Here is a 19,916-nt window from a genome sequence, read left to right as displayed (position 1 = left end):
TTCTTCTTTTCTCTCGTCAGGCCCGCGTGACTGTCACCTTGCCGGCACTGTCGAGCTCGTACACGTCCAGGTCATTGGCCAGGAACGCATTGCCGCTGTAGTGCGCCTGCGCCTCGGCCATCAGCGCCGTCATACCCTCTTCGTTCTGGTGGCGCGCGCTGAAATGCGTGAGGATCAGGTTCGGCACTTCGACGGTTTGCGCAAACTCGGCCAACAGGCGCGCGGAACTGTGCATCGGCCCGGGGCCGACCTTGTCGAGCGCGTCCTGCGTGAAGGTGGCTTCGTGCACCAGCAGTTGCGCGCCCTTGCAGGCATCGCGCAGCAGCGCGGGCTCGGCGTTGTCGCCGCCCAGCACCGCGGTCGCTGTGTCGACCTGCGTGTCTGCATAGTCGGCACTGCGCAGCACCTCGCCGTTGAAGGGCACGTCTTCGCCGGTCTGCAGCGCGCGCCATGCGGGCCCTGGCGGCAGGCCGATGGCACGCAACGCATCGGCCTTCAGCCGTGAACGACGAGTCTCGACCTGCACGCGGTAGGCGTGGCTCGGCACCCGGTGCCGCAGCACATGGCGGTCGATGCGCACACCGGGCGCCTCGTATACCAGCGGCTGGTCTTCGAGATCCACGTGCTCGACCTCGTAGGGCAGATGCAGGTCGGTCAGTGCGCGCGTAGCCTCGAACCACTCCCACACCGGCAGCGGCGCGATCAGCTTCAGCGGCTTCGTGCGCTTGCCCATGCCCGCGCTCGCGAGCAGGCCCGGCAGGCCGTAGCAATGGTCGCCGTGCACATGCGTGATGCAGATGGCGACCAGGTCGTTCAAGGACAGCGGCGTTTGCAGCACGCGATGCTGCGTGCCCTCGCCGCAGTCGATCAGGAACCAGTCGGCGTTGAGCCCCGTCTGCACGGCGAGTCCGGAGACGTTGCGGTGGCGCGTGGGGGTGCCTGAGGAGGTCCCCAGGAAAGTCAGTTTCATCATCACGTCGATCGTTCCCTGTACATCAGTGCGCTTCTCGCGGCGTCCGCAGCGACCCGCTCCCAACCAAAGTATCGGCGTCCGCCTTCCGGACGGGCCGCCATGAACGCATGGAGCCTTGCGAGATTCTCCGCGCCTCCCCAACGACCGAGCGTCTGAATCGCTACGACACGCAGGCTCCACCACTTGCTTTGCAGTGCGGCTTCGATTTCGGCTTCGGCTTGCGCATTCGGCTTCGTTGCGCCCAACGCACGCAGGCGATCCGTCTGCTCGCGCAGAAGGTTCGCGCCCGGCTCGGTGTTCCGCAAGCACTGGCGACGCGCGCGGCGGCATGCAAGGCAACGCACCGCCCGGCTATCGATGGCGCCGTGCACTACCTCGTACCACCACTTCTGTTGCTTGGCGGTCCACACCTCTTCGGCACCGCAATCGCGGCAGGTGAAAGGGCGCGCTACGTAGAAGGCGGGCAGCATTCCATACGTGTTGTTATGCAGCTGCAAAACGAGCCGATCCGCCAGCTCTCGTCCAGGCGAGTATTCGTCGTCGGCCCGCAGCGGTCGGACATCCTGCGCGCGCAGGCGTGCAGCCTGTGCGACAGCGCGATTGAGGCGATGCGCCTTGATCTCGGCGCGGCGTTGTTTGTTGCTCTTCATTTTTCTTCGAACCTTCGTAATGCGACGCTACGAAGGCGGGCCCGCTTGTCGCGGCCCCTTTCCCCTCCTACAGCATCACGTTCAACCTTTCACGCAAACAACCTGCTTGAGCGTGTAAACCACCTCCACCAGGTCTTTCTGCGCATCCATCACCGCGTCGATGTCCTTGTAGGCCATCGGAATCTCGTCGATCACGTCGGCGTCTTTTCGGCATTCCACGCCTTCGGTCGCGGCGATCTGGTCGGCCACGGTGTAGAGCTTCTTCGCCTTGGTACGGCTCATCTTTCGACCAGCGCCGTGGCTGCAGCTCATGAAGCTCTCGGGGTTGCCCTTTCCGCGCACGATGAAGCTCTTGGCGCCCATGCTGCCGGGGATGATCCCCAGCTCACCGGCCTTTGCGCTCACCGCGCCCTTGCGGGTGATGAGCACGTCTTCACCGAAGTGCGTTTCGCGGCTCACGTAGTTGTGGTGGCAGTTCACCGCTTCCACGTGCGCCTCGAAAGGCTTGGTGATGACCTTGCGCACGGCCGCGACCACGCGCTGCATCATCACTTCGCGGTTGGCACGCGCGAACTTCTGGGCCCAGCCCACCGCACGCACGTAGTCGCCGAAGTACTGGGCGCCTTCCTCGAAGTACGCCAGGTCCTGATCGGGCAGGTTGCGCTGGTGCAGCTCGGCGTCTTTCTTGGCAAGCTCGATGAAGTGCGTACCGATGGCGTTACCCACGCCGCGCGAACCCGAGTGCAGCATGAACCACACGGAACCCGCTTCATCCAGGCACACCTCGATGAAGTGGTTGCCCGTACCCAGCGTTCCCAGGTGCTTGTGGTTGTTGGTGTTCTTCAGGCGCGGGTAGTCTTCGCAGATTGCGTCGAACTCGTCCTTCAGCGCACCCCACGCCACGTCGGTTTCGTTCGGTGGCGTTTCCCACGAGCCTTTATCGCGGCCCATGCGCTTGGGGTTAGAACCGTGTGGCACGGCCTTCTCGATCGCGCCGCGCAGCGGTCCCAGGTTGTCGGGCAGGTCGTTGGCATGCAGCGTGGTCTTGCACGCCATCATTCCGCAACCGATGTCCACGCCCACCGCGGCCGGGATGATGGCCTTGAAGGTCGGGATCACCGACCCCACGGTCGCACCGATGCCGTAGTGCACGTCGGGCATGGCCGCGATGTGCTTGAACACGATAGGCAGGCGTGCTGCGTTCTCGAGCTGCTTCTGCGCTTCGGCTTCCACGGGCACGCCGCGGGTCCACATCTTCACGGGCACGCCGTTTTCGACTTCGTGGAGGTTGTAGTTCTGTTCCATTTCTTTTCTCTCTGTCTATCTATCTATTCTTTACGACCAACTGGTGGACACGGCGGGATTCGAACCCGCATCAATACGGCGACCATGGTTCTTGAGTCCGATGGCCCAGTCGACGATTGGAAACGCGCGCCAGTGACAGACCCGTCATCGGAGCCAGCACCTGCATCCTCAACCTTGCTCGTCAACCGACTTTCCCGCCGTACCTGGTCTTACCCAGGCTGCCGGCAATATCAACATTTTTGGCAGTGGCGCTCCCTTCTGTGCCTGCGTGCCCGAAACAAAAAGAGGTGACCAGGAGCGGCGGGTTGTGAACTGAGCTATCTGCCGAAACAGACCGGGACTCGGACCCGGGACCTTCATGGCCAAGACCATGACGCTCTTACCTGTAAACCCGCCTGCATTCACCTCAAAACAAAAAGCAGCGACAAGAATCGACGAAACGGCGTGCTCTAACCACTGAGCTACGGTCTTCCGACCGGCGGGATTCGAACCCGCGACCACGAGATTAGGAGTCTGTAGTTCCGTCAGCATTCGCTGCAAAAAAAGAGTGCGACGAGGATGGCAAGACATGCCCACCAGCGAACTGGTGTTGGGGTTCGACCCCCGGGCGTCCAGATGTAGTCCTGCCTGCATTCGCACTTCAACCCTTTGCCCCCGTCCGGCGACTAACGTTCGATGTGAGGGAAACATGGTTGGATGTACTCACATCTGCATTCGCCGGACGACGACATCAATCAATTTCTCGGGTGGTGCCGCGAGCCGAGCCCGCGACACCCTCCTTTCTTTCAGATCGAGGTCTCCTCGATCACACCCACCCAGTGGTCGGCGCCCAGGCCACCCGCGGCATACACCGCCAGCAGCTTGAACACTTCGTCGCTGAAGCCGCCGATGTTCAGCACATCGTCACGCTCCTGCGCCTGGGTGGTCGCGTATGGCTGGATGTCAATGCAGACCATCCGGGCCTTCGGGTTGCGCTCCTTGAACGCCGCCCATTCCTGCATGGTCGCGGTACCGCGGCCACGTGCAGGGTCGGCCCACGATTCGTTGTCCGACACCAGCACCACCAGATCGGCTTGCGCCTTCTCGCGGTTCAGCAACGCCAGCGGCGCGCTGCACGAAGTACCGCCACCGCCCACCGCCGCCAGCCTGGCTGCGTTGGTCATCACCGAATCGCGAGGATTCAGCTGCAACGACACCACCTTCGTCTCGAAGGGCAGCACACGCGCATCCGCATTGCGGCGCAGCACAGCGGCAGCAACCAGCGCGGCCACGTCGATGCAGCGCACCGCAGTGGTCGCCGAGCCGCGGTGGCCCGTCACAGGCGAGCTCATCGAGCCCGACACGTCAGGGCACACCACCACGCGGCCCTCGAACACCGGCACGTTGGCCAGCGCGAGTTCCATCGCGTCCTGCAGCGCTTCCTTCACCATCTGGGGCACCTCGGTGCCGGTTGCGGTGTAGGCCGCCATCAACTGGTACGGCAGCACGCGGGCCTTGGCCACCGCTTGCGGATCACGCAGCTTGGCAGCCACCGCTTCCGCGAGGCCCGGCAGTGCGAACACGCCGTGGCGGGCAAAGGTGTTCAGGTTCTGACGCACCATCTGCCACGAACCGCGCTGTGCGATCTGCGCCCATGCCTGCGTATCCAGCTCCAGCGCAGTCAGCATCTGGAACGGCACGTCGGGCACCTCTTGCGCACGGTCGCGCTTGAAGCGTTCGAAGGCCTGCGTCACCGGAGGCAGTGCCTCCAGCGCATACGGACGATCGATCAACCACGCAAACCACGCTGCGCGCCAGGCTTCGGCGGGCTTCGGGTGAACCATCTTCACCACGTCGGCCAGCGACGGCGTGTTGCCCACCGAGGCGTTCAACAGCTGCGCTTCAGTCGCTTCGAGCAGCCATTGCTGCACGAGCTTCTTCGGACGCGTACCGAGCGACTTGCGGCCCACCGCGCCGGAACGCAGCATCTGCACGAAGTTGCGCAGCATCTTGCCGTTGTCCACCACGCGGGGGAACACCTTGGCGAGCAGTGACACGTCGCGCACCGCCAGCGTGGCGGCCAGCAGCGCCGGCATGTCCTTCATGTGGCCAGCGCGGCGGGCGTACACAGCCGTCTTGGCCACGAACACCGGATCGACCTCGCGGGCCAGGGCCAGCACGGCGTCGAGTTGATCCTGCGCTTGTGCGTAGAAGGTGTTGTTCAGGCAACCGGTGGCTGCGAGTTGCGCCAGCTGGTGCTTGGGCGACAGCGCGTAGGCGGCACCGCCGGCTTCGTTGCGGGCTGCGGCTTGCGGCTGCAGTGCGCCGCGCAGGGTCTGGAAGAGTTGCAGGTTGGCCATTTGATTGCTCCTTGCGAGGTTCTTTTTGTTCAGTTGTTTTCTTGTGTGTGATCCTTATTGCAATGGGTGTGCCAGTGGTGGCCTGTTCGGCTTTGAATATTTCAAGTCCTTGATTTGGTTGAGCTTTTTCCACCGCAGACCTGATTGATCTCAAAAATCCCAGAAGACTTATCCAGTATTCTTATAATTTTTGCTAGCTATTTAGCGAATAAATGAAAAAACCAATCGTCGTCATCGGCTTCCTCGGCACCCAACTCGACGCCGGCCAGGGCGCGGGCCGCTGGAACAAGTGGCGTCCCACCGTCTCGCTCGCCCAGCACGAGGACATGGTCGTCTCGCGCATGGAGCTGCTCTACACGCTGCGGCACAAGGCGCTGGCGGAAGTGGTGAAGGCCGACATCGCCACCGTGTCTCCCGAGACCACCGTCAACCTCGTGCCGCTCGACCTTGCGGACCCGTGGGATTTCGGCGAGGTCTACACGCGCCTGTACGACTGGGCGCGCAGCTACAGCTTCGACACCGAGCGCGAGCAGTACTGGACGCACATCACCACCGGCACGCACGTCGCGCAGATCTGCATGTTCCTGCTGTCGGAATCGCGCGTGGTGCCCGGCGTGCTGGCACAGACTTCGCCGCCCAGGAAGCAGCGCGAAGGCGAGGCCGGCAAGTGCACGCTGATCGACCTCGACCTGTCGCGCTACGACGTGATCGCGCGGCGCTTCGATGCAGAGCAGCGCGATGCGGTCGCGTTCCTGAAGAGCGGCATCGCCACGCGCAACGCACGCTTCAATGCGCTGATCGACGAAATCGAACGCGTGGCCGTGCGATCGCGCGCGCCGATCCTGCTGATCGGGCCGACGGGCGCTGGCAAGTCGTTCCTGGCGCGGCGCATGTTCGAGCTGAAGCAGGCGCGGCACCAGATGACGGGGCCATTCGTGGAAGTGAACTGCGCGACGCTGCGCGGGGACGGGGCGGCGTCCACGCTGTTCGGGCACAAGAAGGGCTCCTTCACCGGAGCGGCAAGTGATCGTGCGGGCCTGCTGCGCACTGCGCACCAGGGCGCCCTCTTCCTCGACGAAATCGGCGAGCTCGGGCTCGACGAGCAAGCCATGCTGTTGAAGGCGATCGAGGAGAAGCGCTTCTTCCCGGTGGGCGCCGACAAGGAAGTGGAAAGCGACTTCCAGCTCATCGCCGGCACCAACCGCGACCTGCGCAGCGACGTGGCCGAAGGCCGGTTCCGCGAAGACCTGTTCGCTCGGATCAACCTCTGGACCTACGACCTGCCGGGCCTCGCGCAGCGCCCCGAGGACATCGAGCCCAACGTCGATCACCTGCTGGCCATTCACGCAACGGAGAACCATCGCGTGGTGCGCTTCAACGCCGAAGCACGCGCTGCCTACCTGCGCTTTGCACAGAGCGGCGAGGCGATCTGGAGCGGCAACTTCCGCGACCTGTCGGCGAGCGTGACGCGGCTGGCGACGCTGGCTGATGGCGGACGCATTCCAGTGGCACTGGTGGAAGCGGAGATTGCGCGGCTACGGTGGCTGTGGAAGCACCAGGGGCCGTCGGCAGTCGCGGGCGGCGACGTCGATCTCGATGCGCTGCTCGGCGAAGAGCGCGCAGCAGCGCTCGACCTGTTCGACCGCCTGCAGCTCGAAGCGGTGGTGCGCGTCTGCCGGCAATCGCGCAGCCTGTCCGATGCGGGCCGCCAGCTCTTCCAGGCCTCGCGCGCGCAACGCAGCGTGGTGAACGATGCGGACAGGCTGCGCAAGTACCTCGTCAAGCACGGGCTCGACTGGGGCCAGACCGCCAACGCCTGAGCTATCCTCCGCCGCGATGGCCATCTCCGCATTCGCCGTGAAAGTCCCCGCTGCCGAGGCTCTTGTCGGGGACCTGCGCCGCCGCTACGACGCGACTGTCGCACTCGGCGTGCCGGCACACATCACGGTGCTCGTGCCTTTCATGGACCCTGCCCTGATCACACCCGAAGTGCTGGAGCGTGCGCAGCAGGTTCTGAACAAGACGCCGTCGTTCGACTTTTCCCTGGCCAAGGTCGAGCGCTTCCCCGAAACCGCCTACCTCGCACCGGAGCCGGCCGCGCCCTTCATCGAAATGACGATGGCGCTCGTGGAAGCCTTCCCCGATTTCCCGCCGTACGGCGGCGAGCACCAAGGCGTCATTCCGCATCTGACGGTGGCGCACGGCAACACGCTCGACGCGGATGCGGCAGCCGCCGAACTGCAGATTCGCCTCCTCGCATCTGGCGCCGTGCATGCGACGTGCGCCGAAGTCACGCTGATAGAAAACTCGTCCGGGCGCTGGCAAGACATGCATGTCTTCCAGCTGCCCCAAGCCTCCACCCGATTCATGCGCAACGTCCTCTTCATCTGCAGCCGCAACCAGTGGCGCAGCCCGACCGCGGAACAACTCTGGCGCCGGCACCCGCTGATTTCCGCACGCTCCGCCGGCACGAGCCCGAACGCGCGGCACAAGGTGTCCGTCGACGACGTCGAATGGGCCGACGTGATCCTCGTGATGGAAGAAAAACACAAGTCACGCCTGGTGGCCGAGTTCACGCGGATGCTGGAAGGCAAGCCGATCCATGTGCTCGACATTCCCGATGAATACAAATACATGGACCCCGAGCTGATAGAAGAACTCCAGCGCTCGGTCGGGTCCATCCTCGAAATCGATTGAACCCATGTCAGAAATCTACATAAGCACAGACGTCGAATCCGACGGCCCCATCCCGGGCCCGAACTCGATGCTCAGCTTCGGCTCGGCCGCCTACACGGCCGACAAGCAACTCGTCTCCACCTTCAGCGCCAACCTGCACACCCTGCCCGGCGCCGAGGCCGACCCCAAGACCGCTGCCTGGTGGAAGACCCAGCCCGAGGCCTGGGCCGCATGCCGCACCGATGTGCAGGACCCAGCCCACGCGATGAAGAACTACGTGAGCTGGCTCAAGGGCCTGCCCGCGCGGCCGGTGTTCGTCGCCTACCCGGCGGGCTTCGACTTTCTTTTCGTCTACTGGTACCTGATGCGCTTTGCGGGCGAGAGTCCGTTCAGCCACTCGGCGCTCGACGTCAAGTCGTTCGCCATGGCGATGCTCAAGCTCGACTACCGCGACAGCACCAAGCGCGCCATGCCGCGCCGCTGGTTCGACAAGCTGCCGCACACGCACGTCGCGCTGGACGACGCCATCGAGCAAGGTGCCCTCTTCTGCAACATGCTCGCGGAGAACCGCGCGGCCACCGCAGGCAGCGAGCTGACATGACGAACAGCGCTGTCCGCCGGTGGTGCAAGAAGCTGGCGCTGTGCGCGCTGCCGCTCATGCTGACGGGCTGCGTGCAGTCGATGTTCTATTACCCCGACAGCGTGGCCTATGAAACGCCCGACGTTCTGGGCCTGCGCTACGAGAGCGTGCAATTCACCAGCGCAGACGGCACGCGCCTGAGCGGCTGGTTCCTGCCCGCGGAGAACCGCCGGAACCCGAAGGAAGCCAAGGGCACGGTGGTGCACTTCCATGGCAACGCGCAGAACATGAGCACGCACTGGCGCTTCGCGGCCTGGCTGCCGAAGCAGGACTACAACGTGTTCGTGTTCGACTACCGCGGCTACGGCCAGTCCGAAGGCAAGCCTGAGCCCAAGGGCGTGTTCGAGGATTCCAACGCCGCGCTGAACTACGTGCGCTCGCGCAGCGATGTCGATGCGCAGCGGCTGTTCGTCTTCGGGCAGAGCCTGGGCGGCACCAATGCCATTGCGGTGGTGGGCGCTGGCAACCGGGCGGGCGTGAGGGCGGCGGCCATCGAGTCGACTTTCTATTCCTACTCATCGATTGCCAACGACAAGCTGTGGGGTGCGGGCATGCTGGTGAGCGACGAGTACGCGGCGTCGAAGTACGTGGCGGCCGTGTCGCCCATTCCGCTGCTGCTGATCCATGGCACAGCCGACCAGGTGATTTCGCCCACGCATTCGAGGCGCCTGCTGGCCGATGCGCGCGAGCCCAAGCGGCTGATCGAGGTGCCGGGCGCCAGTCACCTCGAACCGATGACGGCCCTGCGGTACGGCACCGCCTACCGCAAGGCGCTGACCGCGTTCTTCGAGTCCGCGCAGCATCCGCTGCAGCAATGACGACAGCCATGAAGCATTTCGACGAAGCCGCCACCCGCGCACCGCTGAGCTTCGAGCGGCTGGTGCCCGCGCTGCACGCGGCCTTCGCGGCCGGGGCCCAGGTGCCTCCGCGCCACGTGCACGGCATCGAAACTGCGGGAAGCGACGGCAGCAGCAAAGGCACCGTGCTCATCATGCCGGCGTGGAGCGACGCGGGTTTCCTGGGCATCAAGACCATCAACATCTTTCCCGGCAACAGCGCGCGCGGCCTGCCCGGGCTGCATGCGACCTATGTGCTGTACGACGCGCACACCGGCGTGCCGCTGGCGATGATGGACGGCAACGAGATCACCGCACGCCGCACGGCCGCGGCGTCGGCACTTGGGGCCTCGTTTCTGGCACGGCAGGACGCGCATCGGCTGCTGGTGCTGGGCACCGGCCGCATCGCTCGCATGCTGCCGGCCGCGCACGCGAGCGTGCGGCCCATAGACGAACTGTGGGTGTGGAACCACCGGGCCGAAGGCGCCGAAGCGCTGGCCGCGCAGTGGCGCGCCGAGGGCTGGAACGCGCGGGCAACCACCGACCTGGAGGCAGGCGTGCGCCGGGCCGACATCGTGAGCTGCGCCACGCTGGCCACCGCGCCGCTGGTGCGCGGCGAATGGCTGGCGCCGGGCTCGCACCTGGACCTGATCGGCAGCTTCACACCCGCGATGCGCGAGGCCGACGTGCAGTGCTTCGCAGGCGCGCAAACCTTCGTGGACACGGAAGAGGCGCTGCAGAAATCCGGCGATCTGCTCGACGCGATGGCCGCCGGCACGCTGCGCGCTGAAGAGGTCCGGGGTACGCTGGCCACGCTGTGCCGCGCGGAGCATCCGGGTCGCTCGGCCGCCGGAGAACGCACCGTGTTCAAGGCCGTCGGCAGTGCCCTGGAAGACCTGACTGCCGCCACCCTCGTGTGGCAATCGAGAGACACGATCTAAGCCTTATGGCCTAGTTTCTGGCCGCCAAAGCCCCTTGGGGGCGGGTTTTTCCTACATCTGGATACGTCGTGTGGCCAATAGCGCACATGCTGCATCGCGGATATCGTGGTCCTCACACCATCGACTGGGGGGACCACGTCATGCTCAGCACCGACCACAAAGCCAACATCCTCCACAAGGCCGGATACGCCGTGCCGGCCAAGCCGGGAAGTGCCGACAGCATCTACCAGACGGCCCAGTGCTGGGAGAAAGCGATCGACACGCTCTACGTGTCGTACTCCGCCAGCCGGGCCGCCAAGAGCCTGCGGGATGCGGAGGAAGCGCGCATGCTGGCCTTGCTGCAATTGCGCTCGACCAAGGCCTACGCCTGAGCGTTCACGCTGCCTGCTGGCGGTCGCGCAGGTAGGCAAGGATCAACCTGACAAGTTCGCTTCTGAGCGCGGGCAAGCCCAGGTCGCCACGATGCGCCGCCGCGTGGACGACCCCTTCGACGGCGGATGAGAGCACGCGGGCGGCCGTCTCGTCGTCACCAGCGGCACCGCTCGCGCTCGCGGCGATCAGCGCCCGATAGCGTCGCTGGTATTCCGCCTCGAACTCCGCATAGCTCGACCGCGCCACGAGCGGCACCTCGTCGAGCAGAACCCGGTGCAGCGCCTCGTCGACCGAATGGGCGGCAATGACACCGTCGGCAAACCGCGCCGCCCGCTGGTCGAGCGGGATGGCCTCGTTGTCGTCCCCGGCGCCGGACAGCGCCACGAGCACCTCATCGAGATGACGCTGGCGGATCGCTTCGGCAATCGCCAGCTTGTTCGGAAAGTACTGGTAGAGCGAGCCGACGCTCACGCCCGCGACGGCCGCGATCTCGTTGGTTGTGAATCGCGCCCATCCGCGGCGCGCCAGAACGCGAGTTGCGGCTTCGACGATCACGTCCACCGTGACGCGCGAACGCTGCTGGCGCGGCGCTTTGCGCATGGTCCTGCGCGGCGGGGGAATGCGAGTACCCAAGTTCGAGGCTCCACTCAAGAATAGGACCGCACGCTGGCGGCCATCCGATGAAACGCGAGGCGTGCATTTCATGGTTCAAGGGGAGATTGTGATGAGTACGCAGACGCTTCTGACTTCGCTGTTCCAGTACAAGGCCTGGGCCGACGAGGGGCTGCTCGCGGGTTTGGCCGACCTGGCCAGGCAAGGCCCGCCCGACGAATACCGCATGGCGCTTCGCGTCTTCAACCACGCCTGCATCGTCGACCGCATCTTCGTCGCGAATGTCCAGCGCATGACGCATGCCTACACCGCGACGGGTGCGCAAGAGCCGCCGCTGCTGCAAGCGTTGGCCGAATCAGTGAGGGAAACCGATCGCTGGTACGTCGACTACGTCGCGCGCCTGAACTCGCAAGAACTTGCGGAAAGCATCGAGTTCACGTTCACCGACGGAGCCCCGGGGCGGATGTCGCGCGAGGAGATGCTGGCCCACGTGGCGACCCATGCGGGCTATCACCGGGGCGAAGTCGGCCGCATCCTGACCCGGCTCACGGGCTCGTCGCCGCCCGACACCTTCACCGGCTATCTGCATCAGGCCGAGCCCGGGCGCCGCGCGCGGAGCAGTGCGTAGGCAGCGGCGGCGCTTTCGGAGCCTGCTTACTTGCCCTGTGCCGACTGCAGCACGGGGTTCTGCATGGTCGAGATGACCCTGCTGTTGACGCGCGAGCCGCCGGTCACGTTCTGGTCGGGCGCCGCGGCGGTAGCCATGGCTTCCTGGTAGACCTGAGCCGGGTCGCGGCTGGACGTGAACGGATCGGCGCCACGCGAGCCGCGCGTCACGTTCTGGTTGGGCGCGCTGGCGGTTTCAACGGCTTGCTTGTACACGGCTTCAGGATCGGCCACGGACTTGAACGGATCGGCACCGCGCGAGCCGCGCGTGACGTTCTGGTCCGGCGCATGAGCGGCGGCGATGGCTTCGGCTTCGACGGCTTCGCGAGTGCGTTGCTGGGCATTGGCGGAAGCGACTGCAAGCACGGTGAGCGCAGCAGCGAGGGCGAGTTTGGTGGTCTTCATGATTCGGCCTTTTCTGTAAGTTGTCTGTCTGTCCGGATGAGGTCGGCCCGGAGATGCGGGAAAACCCTGAGCGAGACTATTCAGGCGAAAAGGCAGGTCAATGACGACCCTGTGGCGCGGCACAGCTCTTTGGCACGCCCTGCAATCTTTGCGAACTTCTGTTAACTGCATCAGCACCTTCCCTCAACCAGGCGTGCGCGCGACGCTCATCTGAGGCCGGTGCAGCGGAGTCACAGCCGGCTGCTACCCGCTGGGCACTCCCCCTTCGAATAATGCGGCGACGGCGGGCGCCCCGGCGCCAAGCCGCATTCCAACCTCATTCGAAGGAGACAAGAGATGGCTCGCAAGATCCTGATGCTCTGCGGCGACTACGCCGAAGACTACGAAACCACGGTGCCCTTCCAGACGCTGCTCGCCGTGGGCCACACGGTGCATGCCGTGGCGCCGGACAAGAAGGCCGGCGACTGGATTCACACCGCCATCCACGACTTCGAGGGCGCACAGACCTACAGCGAGAAGCCGGGCCACCGCTTCACGCTGAACGCCAACTTCGCCGACGTTCGCCCCGAGGCTTACGACGCCCTCGTCATTCCCGGCGGCCGCGCGCCCGAATACCTGCGCATGCACAGCCGCGTGGTCGAGATCGCGCGGCACTTCCTGGCCACCGACAAGCCGCTGGCGGCGGTGTGCCACGGCGCGCAGTTGCTCGCGGCCACGGGCCTGCTGAAGGGCCGAAAGGTGTCGGCCTACCCGGCCTGCCAGGTCGAGGTGGAACTGGCGGGCGCCGAGTACATGGGCATTCCGGTCGACCAAGCCGTGACCGACCGCAACCTGGTCACCGCGTCTGCATGGCCGGCGCACCCGGCATGGCTCTCGCAGTTCCTGGTTGTGCTGGGCACGCGCATCGAACACTGATCGACCGGCGCCCGCTGCGCCACGGGCGGCGCTACAGTGCGTGCGTCCCCACCTCATCCCTCACAAGGAGGCCGCCCATGTGCGAAGTCTTCATCAGTGCCGATCCGCAGAGCTACGACGCGCGCACGCGCTCGGTGCGGCTGCACGGCGTCGTCACCAGCATCCGCCTGGAGAACCTGTTCTGGCAGGTGCTCGAAGAAATCGCGCAGCGCGACGGCATGGTCGTGGTGCAGCTCATCGAGCGGCTGTATGACGAGCTGGTTGCGGCACGCGGCGAAGTCGGCAACTTCGCGTCGTTCTTGCGGGTGTGCGCCTTGCGCTATGAGGCGATGGTGGCGCAGGGGCGGATTCCGGCCGATACCTCGGTGGCCATTCGCTCGCTCGATGCGGAAACCGTGCTGCATGAGCTGCCGCAGGGGTGGGGAAGATCGACGCCTGCGCAGCCGCAAGACGAGACGCGCGTGCGCACGCTCCACGTGGCCGCGCGGCGGCGGGCTTAGTCGCCGCCCCGGCCCGCGACTGCACACAGCAGCGCGAGGCCTATCTGCCAGAACCGTACTGGCGGATGTAGATGCGCGTTCCCGCAGCCGGGTCAAACTGTTGCCAGGCCAGGACCGCGTTCCCCAGTTCGTTCATGCCGATGTCGGGCGTCTGGACCGCTTCATCGCTGCTTTCCTGCAGCGCCTGCGCGCCCCAAGCTCCGGCCAGCGTGTGGCGGGCTGCATAGAGGTCACCGGTCCCCGCGCCGTTGGCCTGGGTCCACGCTGCCAGCGCATTCGTCGCGTCATCCACGCCCAGCGCGGGCAGGCTCGTCAGCGCCTGTGAAGCTGCCGGCCGGACCACGGTGTCCGCACCGAATGCCGCGCCCGGCGCCGCCGTTGCGGCCATGAGCGCGTTGTCCAGCCGCCCCCAGCTCACCACGGTCGCACCGGCCGCGTTCATGCGCAGCACGGGTGTGCTCAGCAAGGCCTGCGTCGACATGAACGGCGCGCCCACGCGTGCGGTGTCGCCCTGCCAGGCGCCTCCCGAGAACCGCTTGAACCACACGGCACTCTCCCATTGGTTGCCGCCGCCGGGCAGGTCGACCTGGCCCCAGGCCAGCAGCGCATTGCCGCCGGCATCGATTGCCAGATCGTGCGCGCCGATCGACTGCGCGGTGCCGGCGTCCGGCACGAGTTCAGCCGCCGCGGCCCAGGTGCCGCCCGCATCGGCGCGATTGGTCCAGAGCGAGGCGCTGCTGCCGGTGGAGCGCTTCCACACGGCCAACGATTCGCCCGAGCCCGCCACCACGACCGCCGGGTCGCCGTCCACGGTGCCCACAACCTCGTCGGTCTCGATCAGCGCGGCCGTGCCCCAGCCACCCGCCGGCGTGTAGCGGTTGGCATAGATACTGAAGCGGGTGGCGGGACCGATCTGCGACCACACGGCGACGGCATTGCCGTTGGCGTCGATGCCCGCGCTCGCGAAGCCGACCGTGCCGGTGCCGGTCTCCAGCAGCGCCGGCGTGCCCCAGCCGGTCGATGGATCGACTTGCAGCGCCCACAGGTCATAGCCCGTTACCGAGCTCAACTGCGTCCACACCACGACGGCACGGCCGCTCGGCTTGTCGATGGCGACACGGACGTCGCGCACCGCACCGTTGTTGGCCTCGAGGCGCTGCGGCGTGCTCCAGCCGCCGCCGGGTTGGTAGAGGCTGCCCCACAGCCTGTCCGTCAGCGAATTGACCTCGAGTTGACGCCACACGACCAGCGCGCGCCCTTGCGCATCGACCCCCACCTTCGGCAAGCTGGCTCCGGCGGCGGACAGCGTGACCGCATCGCCCCAGCCGACCACCGGCGGTGCGGCGACGAACGCGGCCGTGACGGTGAGCGCGGCGTCCACGCGCACGGTGCAGGTGCCGGCATTGCTGCTGCACGCGCCGCCCCAACTGCCGAGCACCTGCCCCGCCGCCGGCGTGGCCGTGAGCGTGACCTGCGTGCCCGATGCGAAGTCCGCGCCGCAGCTGTCGGCGCAGTCGATGCCCGCAGGCTGCGACGCGACACGACCGGCGCCGGTGATGCTCACGTCCATCCGATGCGTCACCGCGACGGGCGGCGGAAAGCCGATGGGTGGAAGCAAGCCGCCACCGGCCCCTCCTGCGCCGCCGCCCCCGCAGGCCGTCAACAGGGCCAGGCTCCACACACAAGCCATCCATCGCCTGCAGGCGCTCTTCTTCGTCATAACTGCCATTCCTCGTTAGCTGACACCGGGGCCCGGCGCCTTCTGTGCTCGTTCAAGAGGGTCGGATCGTAGGAAGGAGGTTCGGCGCGGGCCATAGCACCATCGGGCACCTGCCCGATGGTGCTGTTTCCTGGAGGGCGGTGTTTGGCTAGGCTGGGGGTTCCAGTGCGGGTTCGCTCGCATCCCTGAACTTCCCGGCGTTGCATGACACCTTCACCCACCTCCCTCTTCTTCGTGCTTCTCGCTGCCACCGTCCTCGTGGGTGGGTGCGCATCGCATGCCGTGACCGACGACGCCATCGTCACCAACACCTCGCGTGCGTTGGGCCTGCCGCCCTCTGCGTTCACCATCTCGAACCGGGCCGACAGCGGCGTGCAAACGACCTTCCTGGCCAAGACCGACGGCGGCCGCACGTACAACTGCTACGTGGAAGGGTCAGTGTCGGTGGTGGGCCGGGTGGTCAGCGACGCCATCTGCCAGGAGATGCGCCAGAGCGATGCGCCCGCGTCCGCGCGTCGTTCCAATGCCAGGCCGGCGACCGGCACCGCACCAGCACCAGCACCCGCTCCTGCCTGCAACGCGCTGCTGCGCGCCGCCGGTCGTTGCAACTGAGAACTGAGGCGCGGGCTCGCGCCACACCCACCGGTGTGGACAATGGCACCCTACGAGGAGATGGCGTGGCCTGCCGGGCTCGCGCCGAGGATCACGGCACCATGAAACTCCTGCTTGTCGACGATCACCCGCTGTTCGGTGTCGGCTTTGCGCATGCGCTGACGCACGCGCGGCCCGACTTCGAGGTGGAGACCGCCCTGTCGCTGGGGCAGGGCGTGGAACGCGCCTCGCAGTGCCCGCCGGACATCGTGCTGATCGACTACCGCCTGGGCGGCGAGGACGGCCTCGAAGGGCTGCGCCTGTTCGGCGCCCGGCACCCCCTCGTGTCCCGCCTGATGATCTCGGGCGACGAAGAACCGGCACTCGCCGCGCGCGCACGTGCCGCAGGCGCGGCCGGCTTCATCGGAAAGTCGCAGTCGGTGGCGCGCATCGCCGCCGCGCTGGACGAAGTGGCGGCGGGCGGCGAGGCTTTTGATGTGCTGCAGCCGCGCGCCGGCCTGCCTGCTTCCAACCTGACGCCGCGGCAGCTCGAAGTGCTGCTGCTGGTCGCCCAAGGCCGGCAGAACAAGCAGATCGCCGCCGAGCTGAACATCGCGGAACGCACGGTCAAGCTCCACATCACGGCCCTGCTCGACACCATGGACGCGCGCAACCGCACCCACCTGCTGGTGCAGGCGCGGCGCGCGGGGCTGATGCTGAATTTGCGATGAGGCCGCAGCCCTCCACTTCCGACTCTTTTTCTCCCGCGCAAACGCCGCGCGCACGCGGCTTCATCGCCTCGCGCCTGTCCTTCTCGGATCTTCAGTTCCAGCAACTGGAGCAGATGATCCGCTCCACGCCCTGGGCGTGGATCCTGGCCGCCGCCGCGGGGTTTCTGTGCTACCTCGAATACAAGGACGGCGTGGACGGCCAGCGCGTGAAGGCATGGTTCGCCGTCTACTGCGTCATCGTCGCCGCGCGCATGGGCATCTGGCTGGCTTGGGCGTTGCGGCCGGGGCTTCGCGCGAACCTGCCGGCGATGGTGCTGCCCATCATGGCCACCAACCAGCTCATGGCCTTCTCGTTCGGTGTGCTGTGCGTGCTGCTGCAAAGCGACGGGCCGGCGCAGGCCGAGGCCATTCTTCACATCACCATGGTCACGGTCTCGCTGGGCGGAGCGATCCGGCTCTCCACGATGGGCCGAGCGGCCACCGTCTATGTGGTGCTCATTCTTGGGCCGCTGGTATTGCGCGACATCTGGTTCGGCGGCAGCTATCACGTGGCCATGGCCTCGATCGTGTCGCTCATCGGCGTCTACACGTTGCTCAGCGCCAGGGAGCTGTCCTCAGCGCTTCACGAGATCCAGGCGCAGCGCCGGCGCAATGCCGAACTGGTGATTGCTCTGAGTGCCGAAAACGAGCGCAGCAGCTCGGCCCGGCGAACAGCCGAAGAGGCCGTGGCCGCGCGCATGCGCTTCTTCGCCTCGGCCAACCACGATCTTCGGCAACCGCTCAATGCGATGGCATTGCTGGCGCAGACCGTGCACACCGTCAGCACCGAGCACCGCGTGAAGGAGATGTCGGAGCAGTTGGTGGCCTGCGCCGACGGCATGACCGACGTGGTGGACGACCTGCTCGACATCACGCGCGCCGACGCCGGATCGCTCAGCCCGCAGTGGTCGACCTTTGCCATCGACGAACTGCTGGGCGACTGCTGCCGGCCGCACCAGGCGGTGGCCATCGCGAAGGGGCTGTGCTTCGAAATCTCCGCCGGCCATGTGGCCGTGCGCAGCGACCGGGCCTTGCTGGCCAGGGTGGTCACCAACCTGCTGGCGAATGCCATCCGCTACACGCGCGAGGGACAGGTGCGCATCAGCAGCCAAAAAATCGACGGCGACCGGTTGAAGCTGACCATCGAGGACACGGGCATCGGCATTTCTTCCGAGCATCTGCCGCACGTTTTCGAGGAGTTCTACCAGGTCGACAATCCGGCGCGCGACCGGCGGCTGGGCTACGGCCTGGGGCTGGCCACCGTCAAGCGGCTGAGCGAACTGCTGGACCTTCGGGTGACTGCCCGCTCGGTACAGGGGCAAGGCAGCGTGTTCGAACTTCATCTCCCCTTGGCCGATGCCACCATGAGCGAACAGAGGGAGGATGTCGAGCGACCCGCCGCATCGTCATCGGCCACCCCATTGGCGGTGCGAATACTGGTGGTCGACGATGACCCGAGCTCGTTGCAGGCGCTTGACGGGCTGCTCGCTTCATGGGGAATGGACGTCCGGTCCGCAAGCGATGTCGGGGGCGCACTGGACGTGCTCCACGCCGGCTTCAGGCCCCACGCGCTGGTGGTGGACTTGCGACTGGGGCCGCAAGTGAGCGGCATCCAGGCCATCGAGGATCTGCGGTCAGCACTGAACGAGGCCGAACTGCCCGCGTTGATCGTCACCGGCGATGTGGGAGGTGACTATCTGGATGCGGCGCGCGCGGCGGGGCTGCCAGTCATCGTGAAGCCGGTGCGGCCCTCCCAGCTCCGGGCGTTTCTGGGTCACATTCAGGCACTCGGTCGGCAAGGCGTTGCCGAGTGATGCCGCAAACAAAAGCGGCCCCGGCGCTTTCGCGGGGGCCGCATGGCGGTCAGATCGGCGCAGGCTGCCTGCGCAACCCGATCAATCCAGCGAAACGTTCGCCTTGCGGATCACGTCGGTGAACCGCTTCGTCTCGCTCGCCACGAACTCGTCGAACTGCGGCCGCGTGGTCGGGAACGGCTCGTAGCCGAAGCTCTTGAACTTCTCCAGCACGTCGGGCTCGGCCAGGCCCTTCTCGATGTCGCGCTTGATCTTCTCTGTGACCGATGCGGGCAGGCCCTTGGGCACCGCGATCGCGTTCCAGCCGATGACCTCGAAGCCCTTCGGACCACCTGACTCGGACACCGTCGGCACGTCGGGGAAGGCGGCCACGCGTTGCGGCGCGGCAGCCGCCAGGAAGCGCAGCTTGTTCGCGCGCTGCAGCGGGCCGGCGGTGGCGCTGCTGCCCAAAGCAAATGCCAGCTCACCAGTTGCCACGGACGTGTACAGCTGCGTGGTCTCCTTGTAGATCACGTGTTCCATCTGCGTGCCGGTGGCCGACTCGAAGAGCTCGGAGCCCAGGTGCACCGGGTTGCCGACCGACCACGAACCGTAGTCGAGCTTGCCGGGGTTGGCCTTGGCGTCGGCGATCAGGTCGCCCACGGTCTTGTACTTGCTGTTGGTGGCAACGGTGAAGAAGAAGTAGGTCTTGAACAGCGGCAGCAGCGCGTCGAAGTCCTTGGCCGAGTCGTAGGGCAGCTTCTTGAACAGCGCGGGGTACGCGGCCAGGTGCACGTTGTCGAGCACGATGATGTCGTGGCCGTCCTTGGCGCCGCGCTTGAAGGCGTCGATGGCGATGAAGCCGTTGCCACCCGGGCGGTTCTCGACCACCACGGGCTGGCCCCAGGCGCGCGATAGCTTGTCGGCCACTAGGCGCGCCACGCCGTCGGGGCCGCCGCCCACGGGAAACGGCGTGATGATGCGCACGGGCTTGCTGGGAAAGGCCTGCTGCGCCGGTGCCGTTGCAGGCAGCAGGGCTGCGGTTGCCAGCGCAAGCGCGGCCAGGCCGGCACTGCGGCGCGTTGTCTTCGACGTGTAGTTCTTCATCCTCTGATCCTTTTCTCTCTGTCCTCTTGGGTTAAAAAAATGCCATCGGGCCGCTATGCCTGCGGCTTCCGATGGCCTTGTCTTCTTGCTTCTCTGGTTATCTTT

20 protein-coding genes are annotated in these 19,916 nt (G+C 66.1%); 12 read left to right on the top strand and 8 right to left on the bottom strand.

Annotated features, from left to right (window positions below; all coding sequences use genetic code 11):
* Positions 1 to 16 precede the first annotated feature (16 nt).
* The 4 genes from BLW48_RS22170 to BLW48_RS22155 form a co-directional block, all read right to left on the bottom strand.
* Positions 17 to 973, bottom strand: a complete 957-nt coding sequence (locus BLW48_RS22170) for a ribonuclease Z (RefSeq protein ID WP_093177505.1) — start codon at positions 971 to 973, stop codon at positions 17 to 19.
* A complete protein-coding gene (locus BLW48_RS22165; RefSeq protein WP_093177503.1) occupies positions 973 to 1,623 on the bottom strand; it encodes a zinc-ribbon domain containing protein in 651 nt (216 codons plus the stop codon). The genes BLW48_RS22170 and BLW48_RS22165 overlap by 1 nt, the downstream gene beginning before the upstream one ends.
* A gap of 81 nt (positions 1,624 to 1,704) precedes the next feature.
* Positions 1,705 to 2,928 carry an RtcB family protein gene (locus tag BLW48_RS22160; RefSeq protein ID WP_093079613.1) on the bottom strand — a complete coding sequence of 408 codons (1,224 nt, stop codon included), beginning with the start codon at positions 2,926 to 2,928 and terminating at the stop codon, positions 1,705 to 1,707.
* 785 nt (positions 2,929 to 3,713) lie between these two features.
* Positions 3,714 to 5,267: a vWA domain-containing protein gene (locus tag BLW48_RS22155; RefSeq protein WP_093177501.1), complete on the bottom strand. Its 1,554-nt coding sequence runs from the start codon at positions 5,265 to 5,267 to the stop codon at positions 3,714 to 3,716.
* Positions 5,268 to 5,479: 212 nt separating this feature from the next.
* Between BLW48_RS22155 and rtcR the strand changes: the two genes are divergently transcribed.
* The 6 genes from rtcR (at position 5,480) to BLW48_RS22125 (ending at position 10,731) form a co-directional block, all read left to right on the top strand.
* Positions 5,480 to 7,087 (top strand): RNA repair transcriptional activator RtcR, encoded by a 1,608-nt coding sequence (rtcR, locus tag BLW48_RS22150; RefSeq protein WP_093177499.1) that lies wholly within the window; start codon positions 5,480 to 5,482, stop codon positions 7,085 to 7,087.
* Between the two features lie 16 nt (positions 7,088 to 7,103).
* A complete protein-coding gene (locus tag BLW48_RS36075; protein WP_093177497.1) occupies positions 7,104 to 7,964 on the top strand; it encodes a 2'-5' RNA ligase family protein in 861 nt (286 codons plus the stop codon).
* 4 nt (positions 7,965 to 7,968) lie between these two features.
* Positions 7,969 to 8,544, top strand: coding sequence for a 3'-5' exonuclease family protein (locus BLW48_RS22140; protein ID WP_093177495.1), 576 nt, complete (start codon positions 7,969 to 7,971; stop codon positions 8,542 to 8,544).
* Positions 8,541 to 9,401, top strand: a complete 861-nt coding sequence (locus BLW48_RS22135) for an alpha/beta hydrolase (protein WP_093177493.1) — start codon at positions 8,541 to 8,543, stop codon at positions 9,399 to 9,401. The genes BLW48_RS22140 and BLW48_RS22135 overlap by 4 nt, the downstream gene beginning before the upstream one ends.
* An 8-nt stretch (positions 9,402 to 9,409) precedes the next feature.
* On the top strand, positions 9,410 to 10,360 hold the full coding sequence (locus BLW48_RS22130; protein WP_093177491.1) for a bifunctional Delta(1)-pyrroline-2-carboxylate/Delta(1)-piperideine-2-carboxylate reductase: 951 nt from the start codon (positions 9,410 to 9,412) through the stop codon (positions 10,358 to 10,360).
* A 140-nt stretch (positions 10,361 to 10,500) separates the two neighbouring features.
* Positions 10,501 to 10,731, top strand: a complete 231-nt coding sequence (locus BLW48_RS22125) for a hypothetical protein (protein WP_093057578.1) — start codon at positions 10,501 to 10,503, stop codon at positions 10,729 to 10,731.
* Between the two features lie 4 nt (positions 10,732 to 10,735).
* Here BLW48_RS22125 and BLW48_RS22120 read toward each other — a convergent pair whose 3' ends face one another.
* Complete coding sequence (locus BLW48_RS22120; RefSeq protein WP_093057577.1) at positions 10,736 to 11,332, bottom strand: TetR/AcrR family transcriptional regulator; 597 nt, start codon at positions 11,330 to 11,332, stop codon at positions 10,736 to 10,738.
* Positions 11,333 to 11,456: 124 nt separating this feature from the next.
* On the opposite strand from BLW48_RS22120, the gene BLW48_RS22115 reads away from it, so the two are divergent.
* Entirely contained in the window at positions 11,457 to 11,972 is a 516-nt protein-coding gene (locus BLW48_RS22115; protein ID WP_093177490.1) for a DinB family protein, read from the top strand.
* A 26-nt stretch (positions 11,973 to 11,998) separates the two neighbouring features.
* On the opposite strand, the gene BLW48_RS22110 is transcribed toward BLW48_RS22115, so the two are convergent.
* Positions 11,999 to 12,415 carry a hypothetical protein gene (locus tag BLW48_RS22110; RefSeq protein ID WP_093177488.1) on the bottom strand — a complete coding sequence of 139 codons (417 nt, stop codon included), beginning with the start codon at positions 12,413 to 12,415 and terminating at the stop codon, positions 11,999 to 12,001.
* A gap of 336 nt (positions 12,416 to 12,751) precedes the next feature.
* Here BLW48_RS22110 and BLW48_RS22105 point away from each other — a divergent pair, with 336 nt between their 5' ends.
* Together BLW48_RS22105 and BLW48_RS22100 are read left to right on the top strand one after the other, a co-directional pair.
* The gene (locus BLW48_RS22105; RefSeq protein WP_093177486.1) at positions 12,752 to 13,330 is read left to right on the top strand and encodes a DJ-1/PfpI family protein; all 579 of its coding nucleotides are present in this window, start codon (positions 12,752 to 12,754) and stop codon (positions 13,328 to 13,330) included.
* A 77-nt stretch (positions 13,331 to 13,407) separates the two neighbouring features.
* The gene (locus tag BLW48_RS22100) at positions 13,408 to 13,830 is read left to right on the top strand and encodes a ribbon-helix-helix domain-containing protein (protein WP_256216909.1); all 423 of its coding nucleotides are present in this window, start codon (positions 13,408 to 13,410) and stop codon (positions 13,828 to 13,830) included.
* 40 nt (positions 13,831 to 13,870) lie between these two features.
* Here the strand turns inward: BLW48_RS22100 and BLW48_RS22095 are convergent, their stop codons facing one another.
* Positions 13,871 to 15,550 carry an InlB B-repeat-containing protein gene (locus BLW48_RS22095; RefSeq protein WP_143047764.1) on the bottom strand — a complete coding sequence of 560 codons (1,680 nt, stop codon included), beginning with the start codon at positions 15,548 to 15,550 and terminating at the stop codon, positions 13,871 to 13,873.
* 204 nt (positions 15,551 to 15,754) lie between these two features.
* Here BLW48_RS22095 and BLW48_RS22090 point away from each other — a divergent pair, with 204 nt between their 5' ends.
* From BLW48_RS22090 to BLW48_RS22080, 3 genes are all read left to right on the top strand, one after another.
* Positions 15,755 to 16,162 (top strand): hypothetical protein, encoded by a 408-nt coding sequence (locus BLW48_RS22090; RefSeq protein ID WP_093177483.1) that lies wholly within the window; start codon positions 15,755 to 15,757, stop codon positions 16,160 to 16,162.
* A gap of 101 nt (positions 16,163 to 16,263) precedes the next feature.
* Positions 16,264 to 16,872, top strand: a complete 609-nt coding sequence (locus tag BLW48_RS22085) for a response regulator transcription factor (protein ID WP_093079647.1) — start codon at positions 16,264 to 16,266, stop codon at positions 16,870 to 16,872.
* Entirely contained in the window at positions 16,869 to 18,725 is a 1,857-nt protein-coding gene (locus BLW48_RS22080) for an ATP-binding response regulator (protein ID WP_093177482.1), read from the top strand. The genes BLW48_RS22085 and BLW48_RS22080 overlap by 4 nt, the downstream gene beginning before the upstream one ends.
* Positions 18,726 to 18,806: 81 nt before the next feature.
* Here the strand turns inward: BLW48_RS22080 and BLW48_RS22075 are convergent, their stop codons facing one another.
* The gene (locus BLW48_RS22075) at positions 18,807 to 19,811 is read right to left on the bottom strand and encodes a Bug family tripartite tricarboxylate transporter substrate binding protein (protein WP_093177480.1); all 1,005 of its coding nucleotides are present in this window, start codon (positions 19,809 to 19,811) and stop codon (positions 18,807 to 18,809) included.
* Positions 19,812 to 19,916: the final 105 nt, after the last annotated feature.

Origin of the sequence: Variovorax sp. YR266, from assembly GCF_900107295.1 — a bacterium.
Classification (GTDB): Bacteria; Pseudomonadota; Gammaproteobacteria; order Burkholderiales; family Burkholderiaceae_C; genus Variovorax.
This window is presented reverse-complemented; position numbering and strand designations above follow the sequence as displayed.